Source organism: Streptomyces phaeoluteigriseus (genome assembly GCF_001896135.2).
Lineage (GTDB): Bacteria > Actinomycetota > Actinomycetes > Streptomycetales > Streptomycetaceae > Streptomyces > Streptomyces phaeoluteigriseus.
In genome coordinates this window covers 914,753-932,760 of record NZ_MPOH02000011.1, presented here as the reverse complement: position 1 = coordinate 932,760, position 18,008 = coordinate 914,753, and the positions used below count along the sequence as shown (strand labels likewise).

The 18,008-nt window shown below is 73.1% G+C and carries 14 protein-coding genes and 2 pseudogenes; 6 read left to right on the top strand and 10 right to left on the bottom strand.

All coding sequences use genetic code 11. The features are described from left to right. Positions 1-260 precede the first annotated feature (260 nt). Positions 261-1,433, bottom strand: a complete 1,173-nt coding sequence (locus tag BM536_RS15275) for a thiolase C-terminal domain-containing protein (protein WP_073493732.1) — start codon at positions 1,431-1,433, stop codon at positions 261-263. Between the two features lie 113 nt (positions 1,434-1,546). Between BM536_RS15275 and BM536_RS15270 the strand changes: the two genes are divergently transcribed. After that, complete coding sequence (locus BM536_RS15270; protein ID WP_094103032.1) at positions 1,547-2,734, top strand: acyl-CoA dehydrogenase family protein; 1,188 nt, start codon at positions 1,547-1,549, stop codon at positions 2,732-2,734. Next, positions 2,731-3,303 (top strand): nitroreductase family deazaflavin-dependent oxidoreductase, encoded by a 573-nt coding sequence (locus BM536_RS15265; RefSeq protein ID WP_073493730.1) that lies wholly within the window; start codon positions 2,731-2,733, stop codon positions 3,301-3,303. The genes BM536_RS15270 and BM536_RS15265 overlap by 4 nt, the downstream gene beginning before the upstream one ends. On the opposite strand, the pseudogene BM536_RS15260 reads toward BM536_RS15265, so the two are convergent. Next, positions 3,227-3,849, bottom strand: a pseudogene (locus tag BM536_RS15260) (LysE family translocator). The gene BM536_RS15265 and the pseudogene BM536_RS15260 overlap by 77 nt on opposite strands. A gap of 81 nt (positions 3,850-3,930) precedes the next feature. Here BM536_RS15260 and BM536_RS15255 point away from each other — a divergent pair. Beyond that, entirely contained in the window at positions 3,931-4,383 is a 453-nt protein-coding gene (locus BM536_RS15255) for an Lrp/AsnC family transcriptional regulator (protein WP_073493728.1), read from the top strand. A 321-nt stretch (positions 4,384-4,704) separates the two neighbouring features. Here the strand turns inward: BM536_RS15255 and BM536_RS15250 are convergent, their stop codons facing one another. Then, the gene (locus tag BM536_RS15250; RefSeq protein ID WP_073493727.1) at positions 4,705-5,340 is read right to left on the bottom strand and encodes a TetR family transcriptional regulator; all 636 of its coding nucleotides are present in this window, start codon (positions 5,338-5,340) and stop codon (positions 4,705-4,707) included. A gap of 134 nt (positions 5,341-5,474) precedes the next feature. Here BM536_RS15250 and kbpA point away from each other — a divergent pair, with 134 nt between their 5' ends. Both kbpA and afsK read left to right on the top strand, forming a co-directional pair. Continuing rightward, positions 5,475-6,197, top strand: coding sequence for an AfsK-binding protein KbpA (gene kbpA / locus BM536_RS15245; protein WP_073493725.1), 723 nt, complete (start codon positions 5,475-5,477; stop codon positions 6,195-6,197). A gap of 244 nt (positions 6,198-6,441) precedes the next feature. Beyond that, positions 6,442-8,812, top strand: a pseudogene (afsK, locus tag BM536_RS15240) (protein serine/threonine kinase AfsK). 46 nt (positions 8,813-8,858) lie between these two features. On the opposite strand, the gene BM536_RS15235 reads toward afsK, so the two are convergent. The 4 genes from BM536_RS15235 to BM536_RS15220 form a co-directional block, all read right to left on the bottom strand. Beyond that, positions 8,859-9,305: an anthrone oxygenase family protein gene (locus BM536_RS15235; RefSeq protein ID WP_073493723.1), complete on the bottom strand. Its 447-nt coding sequence runs from the start codon at positions 9,303-9,305 to the stop codon at positions 8,859-8,861. A gap of 144 nt (positions 9,306-9,449) precedes the next feature. After that, positions 9,450-10,223, bottom strand: coding sequence for an enoyl-CoA hydratase/isomerase family protein (locus BM536_RS15230; RefSeq protein WP_073493721.1), 774 nt, complete (start codon positions 10,221-10,223; stop codon positions 9,450-9,452). Continuing rightward, positions 10,220-10,636 carry a Zn-ribbon domain-containing OB-fold protein gene (locus tag BM536_RS15225; RefSeq protein WP_073493719.1) on the bottom strand — a complete coding sequence of 139 codons (417 nt, stop codon included), beginning with the start codon at positions 10,634-10,636 and terminating at the stop codon, positions 10,220-10,222. Before BM536_RS15225 ends, BM536_RS15230 begins: the two co-directional genes overlap by 4 nt. A 1-nt stretch (position 10,637) precedes the next feature. Further along, positions 10,638-11,786 (bottom strand): lipid-transfer protein, encoded by a 1,149-nt coding sequence (locus BM536_RS15220; protein WP_073493746.1) that lies wholly within the window; start codon positions 11,784-11,786, stop codon positions 10,638-10,640. A 95-nt stretch (positions 11,787-11,881) separates the two neighbouring features. Between BM536_RS15220 and BM536_RS15215 the strand changes: the two genes are divergently transcribed. After that, positions 11,882-13,492 (top strand): FadD3 family acyl-CoA ligase, encoded by a 1,611-nt coding sequence (locus BM536_RS15215; RefSeq protein ID WP_073493717.1) that lies wholly within the window; start codon positions 11,882-11,884, stop codon positions 13,490-13,492. A gap of 54 nt (positions 13,493-13,546) precedes the next feature. Here BM536_RS15215 and BM536_RS15210 read toward each other — a convergent pair whose 3' ends face one another. From BM536_RS15210 to afsR, 3 genes are all read right to left on the bottom strand, one after another. Then, positions 13,547-13,999: a phospholipase gene (locus BM536_RS15210; protein ID WP_073493715.1), complete on the bottom strand. Its 453-nt coding sequence runs from the start codon at positions 13,997-13,999 to the stop codon at positions 13,547-13,549. A 245-nt stretch (positions 14,000-14,244) separates the two neighbouring features. Further along, positions 14,245-14,439, bottom strand: coding sequence for a regulatory protein AfsS (gene afsS, locus BM536_RS15205; RefSeq protein WP_073493713.1), 195 nt, complete (start codon positions 14,437-14,439; stop codon positions 14,245-14,247). A gap of 215 nt (positions 14,440-14,654) precedes the next feature. Next, the gene (afsR, locus tag BM536_RS15200) at positions 14,655-17,615 is read right to left on the bottom strand and encodes an SARP-family global regulator AfsR (RefSeq protein WP_094103031.1); all 2,961 of its coding nucleotides are present in this window, start codon (positions 17,613-17,615) and stop codon (positions 14,655-14,657) included. Positions 17,616-18,008 lie beyond the last annotated feature (393 nt).

Sequence of the window (18,008 nt, the reverse complement as noted above, 5' to 3'; positions counted from 1 at the left end):
GCCCGGTACGCGGCCGGAGGGCCCACCGGCTCGGGCCGCTCCATCCCGCACCGGTCCCTGTGGACCGCCGGCATCGCCCGTGGCCCCGCCTCGTCGTGGAAGACGAGCCTTCGCCAGGGCTCGTACGGGTGGCGTACCGGCGTCGCCGCCCGGGAAGCGGCGAGGCGAGTCCGTCGTATCGCCGCAGGCCCCACGGGTACCGGTGCCGCTCGCCCGCCGGCACGCGACGTGCTCCGCCTCGCTCCACGTCGCGCCGTGACCTAGGACGTCCCCAGCACCACCGTCCCCGACGAGCAGAACCACCCGCCCGTCCCCGAGGCCACCCCCAGCCGGGGCAGACCCCCGTCGCGGCGGCGTACCTGCCGGGCGCCCGCCTCGCCACGCAGTTGCCGTACCGCCTCCACCAGGAGGAACAGGCCTCGCATGCCGGGGTGTTGGGAGGACAGGCCGCCGCCGTCCGTGTTGACCGGGAGGTCGCCGCCGTCGACCCGGAGGCGGCCCTTCTCGACGTACGCCCCGCCCTCGCCCTTGGCGCAGAAGCCGAGGTCCTCCAGCGTCACCAGGGTCATGTAGGTGAACGCGTCGTAGATCTGCGCGAAGTCCATCTCGGCCGGCGTCACCCCCGCCCGACCGAAGGCGAGTCTGCCGCTGACCGCCGCCGGGGTGACCGTGAAGTCGTCCCACTCCGTCATGCTCGCGTGGGAGACGTGCTCGCCGGTGCCGAGGATCCACACCGGGGCGGTACGGCAGTCCGGGACGTACTCCTCGGCCGCCAGCAGGACCGCCGCGCCGCCGTCGGAGCGGACGCAGCAGTGCAGTTTCGTGAACGGGTCGGCGATCATCGGGCCGGACAGGACCTCGTCGACCGTCAGCGGGGTGCGGAACATGGCGTCCGGGTTCAGGGCCGCGTTGGCCCGTGCCTGGACCGCGACCTCCGCCAGCTGCTCGATGGCCGTCCCGTGTTCGATCATGTGGCGGCGGGCCGCCATCGCGTACTTGGCGATCAGGGTGTGGCCGTAGGGCACCTCGAACTGGAGCGGACCCCGTGCGCCGAACGCGTACGTGCCCGTGCGGCGGCCCGCCCGCACATCCGCGCGGGCGGTCGAGCCGTACGCCAGCAGCACCGCGTTCGCGTGACCCGCCCCGATCGCGTCCGCAGCGTGCGCCGCCATCACCTCCCAGGTCGAGCCGCCGACCGAGGTGGAGTCCACCCAGGTGGGGCGCAGGCCCAGGTAGTCGGCGACCTCGACCGGTGCGAGCGTGCCGAGCCCGGCCGAGGCGAAGCCGTCGATCCGCGAGCGGTCGAGACCCGCGTCGGCGAGCGCGCGGCGGGACGCCTGGGCGTGCAGCGCGTACGGCGTCGCGTCGTCCACCCGGCCGCAGTCGGACAGTGCCACGCCGACCACGGCCACCTTCCGTCTCCCCACCGTCATGAATCTGACGGTACATCAGACACGGCGGACGGCGGCAGGTGTCGGATGTCTGGGAATCCCGGCCGTGCCCGCCTAATATGACGCGCCGTCAGATACCGAGGGGAGTTCCGTCCATGGACCCCAGCTTCACCGCCGAACAGGACGAGATCCGCCGCACGCTGCGCGAACTGCTCCACAAGCGCTCCGGTCCGCACGAACTGCGCGCCGCCCTCGACACCCCCGCTGGTCACGACCCCGCCCTGTGGACCGCCCTCGCCGACCACCTCGGCCTGCCGGGCCTCGCCCTCCCGGAGGCGTACGGCGGTGTCGGCTGCCCCGTCGCCGACCTCGCCCTGGCCTGCGAGGAGACCGGACGGACCCTCGCCCCCTCCCCGCTCCTCGCCACCTCCGTCCTCGCCGCGCCCCTGATCCTCGCCCTCGGCACCGAGGCCCAGCGCACCGCGCTCCTCCCGCGGATCGCCGCCGGCACTCTCACCGCCACCTTCGCCGTGCCCGGCCCCGCCCTCACCACCGCCCTCGCCCTGACCTGCGGAAACGACGGCGACTGGGCCGGTGGCGGCCGGGCCGGAGGCATCCAGGCCCGGCGCGTCGCGGGCACCTGGCGGCTGTACGGCGAGGCGACCCAGGTCCTCGACGGCCACAGCGCCGGCCTGTTGCTCGTCGCCGCACACACCGGGGGATACGTCCGCTCCCGCACCCTCCTCTTCCTCGTCCCGGCGGAGAGCGAAGGGCTCGTCCGCGTACGGCAGACCGCGCTGGACGCCACCCGGCCGCTGGGCCACGTCCAACTGCGCGATGTGCGGGCAGAGTTGCTGGGAAGCGGTGACGAGCGGAGCGTCCCGGAGGATCTCGCCCTGCTCGGCGACCGGGCCGCCGCCGTCCTGGCCTGCGAAGCCGTCGGCGCCGCCGACCGCGCGCTGGAGCGGACCGTGGAGTACGTCGGGCAGCGGGAGCAGTTCGGGCGGGTGATCGGCTCCTTCCAGGCCGTCCAGCACCGGCTCGCCGACGTCTACGTCCGGCTCCAGGCGGCCCGCTCCGCCGCCTACTACGCCGCCTGGGCGACCGGCCGGGACGAACGCGTCGGTGCCCTCGCCCTCGCCCAGGCGCTGGAGGCCCTGCGCACGGCAGCCGCGGAGGCGATCCAGCTCCACGGCGGCATCGGTTTCACCTGGGAGCACGAGGCCCACCTGTACTTCAAGCGTGCCGCCGGCGACGAGTTGCTGTTCGGACCCGCGCACCGGTTGCGCGCCCACGCGGCCGACCGGGCCCGCCTCTTCACCCGTAGGGAGGTGATGGTGTGACCCGCTTCCGGAGCAGCCGGGGAACCCCGCGTCCCCGCCCCGGCGTCCGCCTCGTCCAGAAGGTCTCCGCCACCCCCGCCTTCGCCAGGGCCGCCCCGCACCTCGTCCCCGCCCTCGACCGGGCCGTCCACCGCCTCACCGGGGGAAAGGTACTGCTCAGCGCCCGGTTGCTGCCCGGGCTCGTCCTCACCGCGACCGGAGCCCGCAGCGGGCGGGCCCGGCGTACGCCGCTCGCCTGCATGCCCGAGGAGGGGGGCCGCGGCTGGATCCTGATCGGCTCGAACTTCGGGCGTCCGGGTCATCCGGCGTGGACCGCCAACCTGCTCGCCCATCCGGACGCCGAGGTCAGCTTCGAGGGCGTCGACATCCCGGTGACGGCCCGGCTGCTCACCGGGGAGGAGCGCGCGGCGGCCTGGAAGGCGGCACTGGCCTTCTGGCCGCCGTACGCGGCGTATCAGGCCCGGGTGGAGCGGGAGATCCGCCTCTTCCGGCTCAGCCGCCGAGAGCCAGCCGCTGGACCAGCAGGAACGCCCCGATCCCCAGCATCGCCGCCCCCGACGTCCGGGTGACCGCGCGGGCCGCCGCCGGGCGGGCGCCCAGCAGCCGGCGGGCCAGGACGCCCACCGTCGCGTAGACGGCGGCACAGCACGCCATGTGCAGCATCCCGAGGGTGACGGTCTGCGCCGGGACCGGCAGGCGCGCGTCCCGGGTGACGAGGAACTGGGGCAGGACGGAGAGGTAGAGCAGCAGGCCCTTGGGGTTCAGGCCGCTGATCGTGGCGCCCCGCAGAAAGACCCGCCACCGGTCGTGCTCCGCCGCTTCCCCCGCCTGCGGCACCCCCGGCCGGCGCAGCACGCTCCACCCCAGCCACACCAGATACGCCGCCCCCGCCACCGTCAGCGCGGTGAGCAGCTCCGGGGATCCCGCGACGAGGACCGCGAGGCCCGCCGCGGCCAGCGCCGTGTGCAGGGCGTATCCACTGACCAGGCCGGTCACGGCGACCCCACCGAGCGGCCGCGCAGTCCGGCGGCGATCACGTACGCCCAGTCGGCGCCCGGCACGCACACCAGCAGCAGGTCCACGGCGAGGAAGGAGATCAGGGTTGCGGAGTCCATGAGGGGACATTAGGCGCGATACGGGCGAAGGTGTTCCCGAAGTTTTCACGAAATGGTGCGCAACGGGGGAAGATCTACCCCATGGACGACGTGGACCGGAAGATTCTTGCCGAGTTGCAGCAGGACGGGCGGCTGACGGTGACCGAGCTGGCCGCGCGGGTGCGGCTGAGCGTCTCGCCCTGCCACCGGCGGCTGCGGGAGCTGGAGCGGTCCGGGGCGATCAGCGGCTACCGGGCGGTGGTGGAGCCGACCGCCGTCGGGCTGACCTTCGAGGCGCTGGTCTTCGTCTCGATGCGGCAGGAGGACCGGGACACGGTCGCCGAGTTCGAGCGGGCCGTCGGCGAGGTGGAGCACGTACTGGACGCCCAGCGCCTGTTCGGGGAGCCGGACTACCTGCTGCGGGTGGCCACCGCCGACCTCGCGGCCTTCCAGCGGCTGTACGACGAGCGGCTGGCGACGCTGCCGGGTGTGCAGCGGCTCACGTCGACGCTGGTGATGAAGCACGTGGTGCGCGACCGGCCCCTGCCGGGCTGACCCGCCCCGCGCGTGACCCTTCGCCGCTCCGGGCGCGTCTGTGAGCCGTCTCCTGGCACGTCTCCGAGCACGTCTGCGCGCCGTCTCCGAGCAGTCTTCTGGTACGTCGGCGAGCCGTCTCCTGGCACATCTCCAAGCACGTCTGCGCGCCGTCTCTGGCAAATCCCCGAGCCGTCCCCGAGCCGCCTCTCCGAGTCGAGCGCCCGCACAGCGCGGCAGGCGGCGGCCCATCCGGACGACCGGATGAACCACCGCCTGCCAGACAGGACGTGGGACGTAGCACGGGGGCGTGGGAACAAGGAGCGGCGCGGCTGCCGCGGGCTATTTCGTCGGCTTCCTGCCGGTGACGCCCAGGTGCACCAACAGGGCGACGTTGGGCTTGAGTTCAGCCTGCTTGACGCCCCACGCCGTGAAGCCCTTCTGGTGCGAGGCCACCGCCGCGAGCATCGCGACCAGCGAACCGGCGATCGCGCCCGGGTTCACGTCCTTGTCGACCTTGCCCTTGGACTGCAACTCGGCGACGGCGTCCGAGAGGGAGTTGTTCACCGTGTTCAGGATCTTCATACGGAGTTTGTAGAAACGCTTGTCGCCCTCGGCCGCGCCGAGGTCGACGACGCGGAGGATCGCGTCGTTCCTCTTCCAGAACTCCAGGAACCCGTCGACGAGTTCCTGCGCGGTCTGCCAGCCGGCCTTGCCGACCCAGGACCGCCCCTCCAGCAACTCGGTCAACCCGGCGCCCTCGGCGGCCATTTGCTCCGCGATCTCCAGGACGGCGCCCTCGACGTCCGGGAAGTACTGGTAGAAGGTCGCGGGCGAAGTGCCCGCCTTCCGGGCGACATCGATGACCTTGACGTCCCGGTAGGGAGAGGAGCTGAGCATCTCGCTGAGGCAGTCGAGCAACTTCTGCCGCGTCGCCTGCCCGCGCCGACCGGCCACGCGGCCGTCGACGGTACGCACTTGTCCTGTCATGCCGTCAGCTTACCGAGGGGTGATCGGAGCGCGATTCGGCCGACTGCAAATGGGGTGCGCGGGGGTCCGGAGGCGGGTGTGCCTGGTCTGCGGCTTGCGTGAACCGCCGTTAGTTTGGCTGTATGGCCGAAAACAGGGCATCGGTGTACGCAGAGGGCGTCCCCTGCTGGGTGGACGCGCAGCTCCCCGACGTGGACGCGGGCAAGCGGTTCTACGGGGAGCTGTTCGGGTGGGCCTTCGAGGAGGCGTACGGCTCCTCGGTGTGGGCCCGGCTGGACGGTGCGCCGGTCGCCGCCCTCGGCCGCAAGACGGACGGCCGGATGCCCACCGTGTGGACGGTTTCCTTCGCGACGCCGGACGCGGAGGCGACCGTACGCCGCATCCGGACGGCCGGCGGGCAGGTCGTCACGGCACCGACGCCGGTCGACGGGGCGGGTGTCGCGGCCCTCGCCGCCGACCCCGAGGGCGCGGTCTTCGGTCTGTGGCAGGCGGGCGGTCACCCCGGCTTCGGGGTGCGGCACAGACCCGGCGCGTTCGCCTGGGCGCAGCTGTACGCCCGTGACACCGAGACCGCCAACACCTTCTACGGCCACCTCTTCCACGAGGCCCTGTTCGGCCCGGACGCCGTGCCCGACTTCGGGCGGGCGCCGGTCTCGGACGTCTTCCCCGAGGTCATGCCGCCGCACTTCCTCGTCCACTTCGGCGTCGAGGACTGCGAGGCGAAGCTCGGCGCGGTGAGCCGGCTCGGGGGGCGGGTGCAGGCCGGCCCGTTCACCGCCTCCTACGGAACGGTGGCCGTCGTCACCGACAATCAGGGGGCGTCGTTCGCGCTGCTGCAGCGCTGAGCCGTCTCAGTCCGCGGTACGTATGGGGGCATGCGTGCGTGCATGGGCGCGGGGCGGGCGCATGGCCATGCTCCTGATTGCACATATATGAAATGAGACACCCTGATTGTTCCGGGGTTCGCAACCGGGCGCCCGGCCAGGAAGAATCAGGGTGCGTGCCGCCACGGCGGTGCGGTGGTGAGACGCTGCACGGGGTCGCGTACACATATGGGTGACGTGGCCCGTACGGGGAGGTGGCAGGCAAGTGGTGGATCAGCTGACGCAGCACGATCCGCGGCGGATCGGGCCGTTCGAGGTGCTGGGACGGCTGGGGGCCGGCGGCATGGGGCTGGTCTATCTCGCGCGTTCGGCCTCCGGCCGCCGCGTGGCGATCAAGACGGTCCGCACGGAACTGGCCGAGGACCAGCTGTTCCGGGTCCGCTTCACCCGCGAGGTGGAGGCGGCGCGGGCGGTCTCCGGCTTCTACACGGCCGCGGTCGTCGACGCCGATCCGCGCGCCGCCGTGCCGTGGCTGGCCACCGCCTACGTGCCCGCGCCCTCCCTCGAAGAGATAGTGAACGACTGCGGGCCGCTCCCGGCCCAGGCGGTGCGCTGGCTGGCGGCGGGCATCGCGGAGGCACTCCAGTCCATCCACGGTGCCGGTCTCGTCCACCGTGACCTGAAGCCCTCCAACGTCCTCGTCGTCGAGGACGGCCCCCGGGTGATCGACTTCGGCATCGCGTCCGGCGTGTCGAACACGCGTCTGACGATGACGAACGTCGCCGTCGGAACCCCCGCCTACATGTCCCCCGAGCAGGCCAAGGACTCGCGCAGCGTCACCGGCGCCAGCGACGTCTTCTCCCTCGGCTCGACCCTCGTCTTCGCGGCCACCGGACACCCCCCGTTCCACGGTGCCAACCCGGTCGAGACGGTCTTCATGCTGCTGCGCGAGGGCCCCGACCTGGCGGGCCTCCCGGACGAGCTGCGCCCGCTGATCGACTCCTGTATGCAGATGGAGGCCACCGGCCGGCCCAGCCCCGCCGACCTCCAGGCCCAACTGGCCCCGCACCTCTTCGCCGGCTCCGACGACAGCGGTACGGCGTCGGCGTGGCTGCCCGAGAAGGCTGTCGCCCTCATCGAGACGCGCCGCGGCGGCCGGCTGCCCGTCAAGTCGGCGGCACCCGCGAGCCCCGGCGCCGGTGGTGGCGTGGGCATGGCCCGGCCCGCCGTACCGCCGCCGCCCGCGCACGACCCGGTGGTACCCGCCCGTACGGCGCCGGCGCCCGTCGCGGTCGGCGCCCCCGACACCGGTCCCGTCCGGCTGGCCGGAGCGGCCGTGCCGATCGGGCCAGGCCCGCGGGTCGCCGACGTCCGCGCCACCGCCGCGGTCAAGGCGTCCCGTGCCCGAGCCCGGCCTGGTCGCCTCCTGGTCCCGGCCCCGCCCCGGCGTCAACGGCGCCGAGCCTGCCGCCACGGCCGCGCCCCCGGCCCCCGCGGAGACGCCGGCGGGCTGGCGCCCCTGGCGGTTCCGCATGTCCAACGACGTGTGGGGCACCCCGGCCGTCGCCGGAGACCTCGTCTACGTCACCTCCTTCGAGGTGCACGCCCTGGACGTGGCCACCGGCCGCCGCCGCTTCAAGACGCGTGACGTGGCCTGGTCGATGGCGGTCGCGGACGGCCGTGTGCACGCCTCCGACGGGCCCACCCTGTTCGCGCTGGACGCCCGCGAGGGCACCGACCTGTGGCGGCTGCCCACCGACTCCTGGGTGTACTGCCTCAAGGCCGAGCGGGGCACCGTCGTCACCGGCACCCGCGGGGGCGGCATCCAGGCGTGGGAAGCCTCCACCGGGCGGAAGCTGTGGGAGGTCACCGGCTGTCAGACCGACTTCGAGACCCCGGAGGCCGGCCCCGCCCTCCATGACGGCACCGTCTACGTCTGGCAGGACGCCCGCCTGCGCGCCCTCGACGCCCGTACCGGCGAGGAAAGATGGTCGTACCCCATCGGCGACTCCGCCTCCTGCAGCGGCGTCCCGGTCCGGGTGACCGCGGCCCCGGACGGCTACGTCTACGTCTCGGCCGGCACCCGTGTCCTCGCCGTCGACACGGCGAGCGGCAGGGTCCGCTGGCACTTCGAGGCCCCCGCGGTCTTCCTCTCCCCGCCCACCTTCGTCCCCGGCCCCGCGGTCACCGGCGGCGGCATCTACCTCGCCGACTACCTCGGCACGGTCTACGCCCTCGACGCCACCGACGGCCGCGACCGCTGGCGTATCGCCACCGAGGCCCGCTCCTCGATCGACCCGGTGCTGGTCGCCGCGGGCCACGTCCACGTCGGCAGCGGCAAGGGCCTCTACACCCTCGACGCCGTCACCGGCACCCCCAAGTGGCGCTTCCAGGCGGGCGGCGACATCGTCGGCTCCCCCGCGGTGGCCGAGGGCCGCATCCACTTCGGCTCCACCGACCACCTCCTCTACACCCTCAAGGCCGACGACGGCCGCCTGCGCTGGAAACTGGCGACCGGCGGCGAGATCACCGGCACCCCGGTGGTCCGCGACGGTGTCGTCTACGCCTGCAGCAAGGACCGCTGCGTCTACGCCCTGGACGCGGAGAAGGGCACGGGAACGGCGCGGACGGCGTAGGCCGTCGCTTCGCGGCCGGCCGGGTGTCGGGGCCGGCTGGGCGGTCTCAGACCAGGGCGACCGCGAACAGCGCGAACGCGAGCGTGATGACGCCCACGCGGACGTAGTGGTACACGTTCCAACGCCTCGCCTGCTGCTTCCAGTCCGCGGGAGCGCCCTCCGGCGACCAGGTCCTGGCGCGCGAGTTGATCGGCACCAGCAGCAGGACCGACATCACCACGCTCACCACGAGCAGCACGTCCCCCGCGACGACCGGCGAGACGCCGTCGCCGCCCCACGCCAGCGCGGCCCACGCCACGCCGAGGGCGAGCGAACTCATGTACCAGATCGGCATGATCCGGCCGAGCAGGCGGGCCCCGTCGCTGTGGGCGGCGAGTCTGGCGTCGTCCGGCAGCCGGTTGAAGATCGGTTCGACGAACGCCGCCACCGCGAACTCCACGCCCACCATCAGCCCGACCACGACGATCGTGATGACGGCCAGTGTGTCCTGCATGGTCCCTCCCCAGGGATTGCCCTAGCGGCGCTAGGTTCTGATTCGATGCTAGAGGAATCGCTGCTCGATTGTCTAGCGCCGCTAGCAAGAAGGGTTCGGTCCGTCCTCACGCCCTCCCGGACACCTGGCCCGGTCCTGTCGGCCTCAGCGCACCCGGAAGCCCTGGGCCCGACGCCCGGCGAAGAGTTCCGCCTGCTGCCCGGCGGGCAGGTTGCCCAGCGCGATGAGGTGCGGAGCCTGCGCGAACCCGGCGGCGCGGGAGGTCTCCTTCGCCGCCCACAGGGCCCGGACGGTCCCCTGGACGGCGGCGGTGGGATACCCGGCGACGACGGTCGCGCAGGCCACGGCCGCGTCAACCGCCCGTCCCGCCTCCGTGAGTTCGCAGACGAGGCCGATCTCGTGGGCCCGCCGGGCCGACATCCGCTCCGCCGTCCCCATCAGCATCATCCGTGCGACCTCCCCGTACGGCATGCGCTGCGCCATGAGCACCGACTCGTACGCGCTGACCATGCCGTACGTGGTGTGCGGGTCGAAGAAGACGGCCCCGGCGCCGGCGACGACGAACTCGCACTCCCCGAGCAGGTAGAAGGCGCCTCCGCAGGCCATCCCCTCGACGGCGGCGACGACGGGCTTCCACAGGTCGTTGGCCTTGGGCCCGACGGTGAGCAGCGGATCGTCCTGCATGTAGGGCGATCCGGGCTGCGGCACGACGGCGTCCCGGTCGATGCCCGTGCAGAACGCCCGCTCCCCGGCCCCGGCGAGGACGACGGCCCGCACGGCGTCGTCGAACCGCAACGCCCGCCACGTTTCGGAGAGATCGCGCGCGGTCGCGAGGTCGATGGCGTTGAGGCGTTCGGGCCGGTCGAGGGTGACGACGGCGACGCCGGTGTCCCGGTCGGTGGCGAGGCGCAGGCTCACGGGCGCTCCAGGACCCACTGGGGCAGGCCGCGCCCGTCGAACACCGCCCGCACGTGGGCGCCGATGCGGACCCGGTCGGCGGGGAGCGAGCCGAGCGGCGCGCCGGCCCCGGCGACCAGGTTCCCGACGAGCCGGATGCGGGGCGCGTCGTCCAGCTCCACGAGGACGACGTTGTACGGCGCCCGGGCGGCGTAGTCGGGCAGCAGGGGCGGGTGCGGGACGGCGTACGACCAGACGCGTCCGCGTCCCGAGGTGAGCCGCCACGTCGTGGCGAAGGACTGGCAGTGCGGGCAGCAGGGCCGGGGCGGGAAGCGGGGTTCGCGGCAGTCGGCGCAGGTCTGCACGCGGAGTTCGCCGAGGGCGGCGTACCGCCAGAAGGGGGCGCCGTCGGTGTCCACGACCGGTTCGAGCATCTCAACTCCTCAGCAGCAGCGCGGAGGTGGGGACTCCCTCTCCGGCGGTGACGAGACAGGTCGCGGCGCCCGGCACCTGGGCGGTGCCGGTGCCGCGCAGTTGCTTCACGCCCTCGGTGATGAGGTTGAAGCCGTGCACGTAGGCCTCGGAGAGCCCGCCGCCGCCGGTGTTGAGGGGCAGCCGGCCGCCGGTCTCCAGGGCGCCGCCCTCGGTGAAGGCGCCCCCCTCGCCCCGGCCGCAGAAGCCGTACCCCTCCAGGGAGAGGGGGATCAGGGGCGTGAACGCGTCGTAGATCTGCGCCACGTCGACGTCCTGCGGGGTGAAGTCGGCGTGTTTCCACAGGTGTCGGGCGGCGGTCCAGGCGGGGCCGGTGAGCGGGTCGTCGGTCCAGTAGTTGACCATGCCGTGGTGCTGGGCGGGCAGGCCCTGGGCGGCGGAGTGGACGTAGACGGGCCGCTGGGCGCAGTCGCGGGCGCGCTCACGGCTGACGACCACGCAGGCCAGCGCGCCGTCCGTCTCCAGGCAGTTGTCGTAGAGGCAGAGGGGCTCGCTGATCCAGCGGGAGGTCATGTAGGACTCGCGGGTCAGGGGGCGGTCGTACATGACGGCGGCCGGGTTCTGGTTGGCCCGGTTGCGGCAGGCGAGGGCGACGGCGAAGAGGTGGTCGCGGGTGACGCCGTACTCGTGCATATAGCGGCGGGCGAGCAGCGCGATCTCGTCGACGGGCCGGAGGAGGCCGAAGGGCCGGGTCCACTGGGCCGGAGTGGGGAGCTGGACGGCGGTGTTCGTCCACGGGCGGGGCCCGCTGCCCCGCTTGCGCGACCGCCAGGCGACTCCGACGGTCGCCTGACCGGTGGCGATGGCGGTGGCGAGGTGGGCGACGGTGGCGCAGGACCCGCCGCCGCCGTACGGGACGCGGCCGAAGTAGGTCAGGTCGCCGAAGCCGACGGCCTTCGCCAGCTCGACCTCGTCCGTGTCCTCCATCGTGTAGGAGGCGAGGGCGTCGACCTCGCCGGGTGCGATCCCGGCGTCGTCGAGCGCGGCGACGACGGCACGGCAGGCGAGGGTCTTCTCGTCCTCGGGGAGGTGCTTGGCGAAGGACGTCTGCCCTATGCCGACGATGGCGGTGGCGTCCTTGAGACCGGCCACGGTGGTCACCTCCACAAGGGGGCGAGTGAGCTGACAGGGTGTCAGGTTACAGCTAATCTGACGGTCAGTCAGCTCATGGGGCGTGGGAGGTCGTCATGCGCGGTGAGGGTGCCGGGGAGTGGGGGACGATCCCGGAGCTGGTCCGGTGGGCGGCACACCGGTACGCGGACGTCGAGGCGGTGGTGGAGGGCCGCACCCGCGTCTCGTACGGCGAACTCGGCGCCCGCGTCGAGCGGTCGGCCGCCGCCTGCCTCGCGCTCGGCGTCCGGGCCGGTGACCGGGTCGCGATCTGGGCGCCGAACTCGCTGGAGTGGATGGTCGCCGCGCTCGGCGCGGTGTCGGCCGGGGCGGTGCTGGTGCCCCTGAACACCCGCTTCAAGGGCGGCGAGGCGGCTGACGTCCTGGCCCGCAGCCGCGCGCGACTCCTCTTCGTCACCGGCACGTTCCTCGGCACCTCGTACGTCGCCTCGCTGCGGCGGGCGGCGGGCGAGGGGCCGGGGGAGGGGCCGCTGCCCGGACTGCCCGCGCTGGAGACGGTGGTGGTCCTCTCGGAGGACGCGCCGACCGGCTTCTGCACCTGGAAGGGCTTCCTGGCGAGCGGGGAGGACGTGAGCGCGGCGGAGGTGCGGGCGTGGTCGGCCGGGATCTCCGGCGCGTCGCCGTCGGACATCGTCTTCACCTCGGGGACGACCGGCCGCCCCAAGGGCGCGGTCATCACCCACGCGCAGACGCTGCGGGCGTACGACATCTGGTGCGAGCTGGCCGGCCTGCGCCTCGGTGACCGCTACCTGATCGTGAACCCCTTCTTCCACACCTTCGGCTACAAGGCGGGCGTCATCGCCTGCCTCATGCGGGGCGCGACGATGATCCCGCAGCCGGTGTTCACCGTGGACACCGTGCTGGCGAACGTGGCCTCCGAGCAGGTCTCCGTGCTGCCCGGCCCGCCGACCCTGCACCAGGCGCTGCTCGACCACCCGGCGCGGGACGCCTACGACCTCCGCGCGCTGCGGCTCGTGGTGACGGGCGCGGCGGTCGTGCCGTTGCGGCTGGTGGAGCGGCTGCGCGGCGAGCTGGGCGTGGGCACGGTGCTCACCGCCTACGGCCTGTCCGAGGCGAGCGGCATCGTCACGATGTGCCGCCGAGGAGACGAGCCGTCGGTCATCGCGTCGACGTCCGGCCGGGCGATCCCCGGCACCGAGGTGCGGGTCGTCTCGGAGACGGGCGCCGAACGGGGTCCCGGCGAGCCCGGAGAGGTCCTGGTCCGCGGCTTCAACGTCATGCGCGGCTACTACGAGGACGAGCGGGGCACCGCCGAGGTGCTGACCCCGGACGGGTGGCTGCGCACCGGCGACGTGGGCGTCCTGGACGACGCCGGCAACCTCCGCATCACCGACCGCCTCAAGGACATGTTCATCGTCGGCGGCTTCAACGCCTATCCGGCCGAGATAGAGCAGCTCCTCGGCCTGCACCCGGACGTGGCCGACGTCGCGGTCGTCGGCATCCCGGACACGCGACTGGGCGAGGTCGGCAAGGCGTACGTGGTGCGCCGCCAGGGTTCCGTGCTCACCGGCGACGACCTGATCGCGTGGTCCCGGCGCGAGATGGCCAACTACAAGGTGCCGCGAGCGGTCGAGTTCATGGCCGAACTGCCGCGCAACGCGAGCGGCAAGGTGGTGAAGGGGGAGCTGCGCTCGCGGTCGCGTTGACGAGGGCCGCACGGCCGGTGCGGGGCGCCCGCCGGGAGCGCCCCGCCGGTGTGCTCAGCCGAAGGCGCGGACGGCCTGGTAGTAGGTCCAGGCCGTGCTGTTGCACGTCGTCCTGGTGGCGCCGCTGTAGTTGTTGCACACGCGCTTGAGGTCTTCGTAGAAGGCGCTGTCGATCCGGGACTTGTTGGCGTCGAAGGTGCCGATCGCCTTGTAGTTGCGGTAGCCGAAGTCGTGCCGGGCGCAGGACGTGGAGAAGGGGAAGCCGAGCGGGTTGTCCGGCGAGGAGGAGCAGTAGTCGGTCGTCCAGTTGAAGCCGTACGCGGACCAGGCGGACTGGTTCGAACGTGCGGCCGTCCACTGGCTGTAGCTCGACGCGCTGGTCTGCGTCCAGCTCGCGAGGACCTGGGGCTTGTCGGCGGGAGCGGCCTCGGCTGCGGCCGCGGTGGCGAACACGGCTCCGAGGGAGAGGGTCGAGGCGGCAAGAGTGGTGCCGAGTCTGCGGTGCATCCCACACCTCCATGAGGCTGTCGCCCGCCCATCGGGCAACAGGTTCATGTCAAAATGGTTGCCGCCCGCGAGGCCCGTTCACACCCCGTCAGCCCGAAGGATCTCTGAACTCTGGGCTGCGCCGGACGAGCGGAACGTTAAGCACCGCTTACGTCCTGCGAGTTGGCGGCCCGCCGGACGCACCTCGACCGCGGCGGCCCCCCTCCGCGCCGCCGCGTCGATCGGTCCCCGTGTGTGGTGAAGGTCTACTTGCCGTCGCCGTCCAGGTCCAGGGCGGGCGGGGCCGGCATGGCGTTGTTGAGGGTGGTGACGGCCTCGCCCGTGGCCGGCTCGCTCGGCATCGCGTTGTTCAGGGTGGTGATCGTCGCGTCCGTCGCAGGCGGCGTGGGCATCGCGTTGTTCTGCGGAGAGACGGGCGCGTCCTTCTTCTGGTCGGTCATGGGACTGAGTTCCTCTGCTGTGGTGACGAGTGAGGAACGCCCGTCCGGAGGCTCCCCCGAGTGCTGCCGGACGGGCGCTCGGAGCCGCACACTAACTGGTCGGCTCCTGGCCGAACCGTCTGCCCCCCGACGCGACGGTCCGACGCGTAAGACAGTGCCGGGTGCGGATAAACAAACGCTGAACGCCCAAGGCCGGCCGGGAAGAAGCGCGTCCGTCACCCTGCGGAGGCGCACGTCAGCAGCCCGCGCACGACGTCCGACTCGGGTGCGCCGCTCTGTTCGTAGAGGGTGAGCGCGTCCTGCCAGCACGCTCGCGCCCGGTCCACCTGCGCCAGCTCGGCCAGGGCACGTCCCAGGAGCGTCAGGACGTTCCCCCGCATCCGGTCACCGCCGATGCATCCCAGGGTGAGCGCCAGTTCGGCGTGCTGGGCCGCCTGCGCGGGGCGGCGCGCGGCGAGGTGCACTTGTGCGATACGGAAGTTGGTGACGCCCTCCCACAGCCGCTGCCGGTGTTCGTTGAAGATGCGCAGGGCATCGGAGAACTCCGTCAGTGCCTCGGCGTGCAGGCCGGCCTGGGTCAGCGCGACCCCCAGCGCGAAGTGGCTGTTGGCGAGCCGTACCGACCGGCCGATCTCGCTGTGCGCGGCGAGGCCGCGGCGGGCGATCTCGACGGCCTTGTCGGTGTTGCCCATTCCCAGGTACGCGCGTGAGAGATTGCCCAGGGCGGTGGCTTCGAAGGGCCGGTTGCCCGAGGCCCGCAGACCTTCGAGGGCCTGGTCGAAGAAGACCTTGCCGTCGCCGAAGCGGCTCTGGTGCAGGCATATGAGCCCGCGGTTGTTGGCCACCCAGCTGACGGCGGTGGCGTCGTGCGCGGCACTGGCGAGCGCCATGGCGACCTTGGCCTCGTCCTCCGCCTGCCGGATGCGGCCGGAGACCAGGAGCACATCGCTGAGGACCGTGCGCGCCCTGCCCTCCGCTCGCTCGTCACCCATGGCCCTGGTGGCGTCGCAGGTGGCCCGCGCCGCCGTCTCGTACTGGTGGGAGTTGGCTCCCGACTCGGTCAGGTCCTTGGCCGCCCACAGCAGGTCGACGGCCCGGCGGAGTCTCGCCGTGCCCGCCGCCTGCCGTACGCAGGCCAGCAGCGGCCCCGCCTCCGTGTACAGCCAGTCGAGGGCCGCCGCCCCTTCGGTGAAGCGCAGCCCCGGATAGCTGGTGGCCTCCAGGTCGTCGACCAGCCGGTCGCGGGGGTGCTCGATCGCGTACACCTGGGCCGTCGTGGCCAGATAGAAGTCCAGCAACCGCGACATCGCCGCCGCCCGCTCGCCCGGCGACGACTCGTCGCGTTCGGCGCATGCACGCGCGTAGAGGCGGACCAGGTCGTGGAAGCGGTAGCGGCCCGGTGCGGCGGACTCCAGGAGGGAGGTGTCGACCAGGGACTCCAGCAGGTCCTCGGTCTCCTCGGGCGCGAGATCGAGTACGGCCGCCGCCGCGGCGAGGGACATGTCGGGGCCGTCCGCCAGGCCGAGCAGGCGGAACGCGCGGGCCTGGGCCGGTTCCAGCTGGCCGTAGCCCAGCTCGAAGGTGGCCTTCACCGCGAGGTCACCGGCCTGGAGTTCGTCGAGGCGGCGGCGTTCGTCGGCGAGTTTGGCGGCGAGGACGGACACCGTCCAGGTGCGCCGGGAAGCCAGCCGGGACGCGGCGATACGGATCGCGAGCGGCAGGAAACCGCAGGCGGCGACGACGTCCAGCGCGGCCTTACGCTCCGAGGCGACCCGCTCCTCGCCGACGATCCTCGTGAAGAGCGCGAGCGCCTCCTCCGGCGACATCACGTCCAGGTCGACGAGGTGGGCCCCGGCCAGGTCCACCATCCGCACGCGGGAGGTGACGAGGGCCGCGCAGCCCTCCGTGCCGGGCAGCAGCGGACGTACCTGCGCGGCGTCCTTGGCGTTGTCCAGCAGGACCAGCACGCGCCGGCCGTCGAGCATCGAGCGGTACAGCGCCGCCCGTTCCTCCAGGGAGTCCGGGATCGCCGAGTCGGCGGTGCCGAGGGCGCGGAGGAAGGCGCCCAGGACCGTCTCGGGCTCGGCGGAGCGCGAGCCGGCGCCCTGGAGGTCGACGTAGAGCTGCCCGTCGGGGAAGGCGGGTCGGGCCCGGTGGGCGACGTGCACGGCGAGGGTCGTCTTGCCGACGCCACCGATGCCCGCCAGCGCCGACACGGCCATGACGCGGCCGCCGTCGCCGGACGCCCCGGCGAGCACCTCGCTCAGCTCGGTCACGAAGGAGGAACGGCCGGTGAAGTCGGGAACGGTGGCGGGGAGCTGCGCGGGCCGCACGGGGGCGGGGCTCGGCTCGGCCTGCTGTGCGGAGGGCTCCGCGAGGTCCGGGTCGGCCTGGAGGATGCGGCGCTGGAGTTCGCGCAGGCCAGGTCTTGGATCGACGCCCAGTTCCTCCGCGAGCAGCCGCCGCGTGTCGGCGTACACGGCGAGGGCCTCCGCCTGCCGGCCGCTGCGGTACAGCGCCAGCATCAGCAGTTCACGCAACCGCTCGCGCAGCGGGTACGCCGCCGTCAGCGCGGTCAGTTCGGAGACGGCCTCCGCGTGGCAGCCCTGCTCCAGGTCCATGTCGAGACGGGATTCGAGGAGGCCGAGCCGCCACTCCTCGAGCCGGACGCGCTGCGCCTCCGCGTAGGGGCCGGGTACGCCGGCCAGCGCCTCGCCGTCCCACAGGCCGAGGGCGCGGTTGAGCAGCTCCCGCGCCCGGCCCAGGGCACCGGCCCCCTTCGCCTTCTCCGCCTCGGCCGCCCAGTCCTGCGCCACCGCCAGGTCGAGGGCGCCCTCGCGGAGCCCGCGCACCGCGTATCCGCCGGACTCGCTCACCAGGACGCCCGGATCGAGGACCTTGCGCAGCCGGGAGGCGTACGTCCGTACCGCCGCCAGCGCCTGCGAGGGCGGCTCCTCGCCCCACAGCGCGTCGATCAGCTCGGCGGCGGTGGCCGTACGGCCCTCGCGGAGCAGGAGGGCGGCGAGCAGGGCGCGTTGCTGGGGGGAGCCGGTGGCCAGCGGCTGCTCGCCGCGGCGGGCTCGCACCGGGCCGAGCACGTCGAAGCGCAGCGTCACCGGCTCCCGGAGGGAGCCGGGACGCTTCTGCTCCGGCACGCGCGGTACACGGTCGTCCATCGGGCTCCCCCTACGGTCGTCTCTTTCGGATCACCCTGGGGCCGCGGGGCCCGGTGCGCACAGCTGCGGCGTCGTCGTGGTTCCCGACTCCACCACGCCCGGCTTCGCTCGCGCGGGGGACCCCCATCGCGTCGACGCCTCCTCCGCCTTGCAGTTGCACGCACCAGGCCCCGCTCACGGCGTGAGACAGGCACCGCGTCTCCGGGTCAGGCTGATCCGAAAGAAACGCCCGGGCATGATGACCAACTATGTCAGTTTGCCCTGTCCCTGCCCGGCCCGTCAGCCGTGCGAGACGCCGATCACAGAGCGGGACACGGGAGTCCACACGGTCGCCACACGCTCTGCGCACACGGGAGTCGACACGCTCGGCACACGGCTCCGCGCACGTTCGAT

Bases quoted from the DNA above. Each gene is read 5' to 3' on its own strand.
- BM536_RS15275 (WP_073493732.1), bottom strand. From the start codon at position 1,433: ATGACGGTGGGGAGACGGAAGGTGGCCGTGGTCGGCGTGGCACTGTCC.
- BM536_RS15270 (WP_094103032.1), top strand. From the start codon at position 1,547: ATGGACCCCAGCTTCACCGCCGAACAGGACGAGATCCGCCGCACGCTG.
- BM536_RS15255 (WP_073493728.1), top strand. From the start codon at position 3,931: ATGGACGACGTGGACCGGAAGATTCTTGCCGAGTTGCAGCAGGACGGG.
- kbpA (WP_073493725.1), top strand. From the start codon at position 5,475: ATGGCCGAAAACAGGGCATCGGTGTACGCAGAGGGCGTCCCCTGCTGG.
- BM536_RS15235 (WP_073493723.1), bottom strand. From the start codon at position 9,305: ATGCAGGACACACTGGCCGTCATCACGATCGTCGTGGTCGGGCTGATG.
- BM536_RS15225 (WP_073493719.1), bottom strand. From the start codon at position 10,636: ATGCTCGAACCGGTCGTGGACACCGACGGCGCCCCCTTCTGGCGGTAC.
- BM536_RS15215 (WP_073493717.1), top strand. From the start codon at position 11,882: ATGCGCGGTGAGGGTGCCGGGGAGTGGGGGACGATCCCGGAGCTGGTC.
- BM536_RS15210 (WP_073493715.1), bottom strand. From the start codon at position 13,999: ATGCACCGCAGACTCGGCACCACTCTTGCCGCCTCGACCCTCTCCCTC.
- afsS (WP_073493713.1), bottom strand. From the start codon at position 14,439: ATGACCGACCAGAAGAAGGACGCGCCCGTCTCTCCGCAGAACAACGCG.
- afsR (WP_094103031.1), bottom strand. From the start codon at position 17,615: ATGGACGACCGTGTACCGCGCGTGCCGGAGCAGAAGCGTCCCGGCTCC.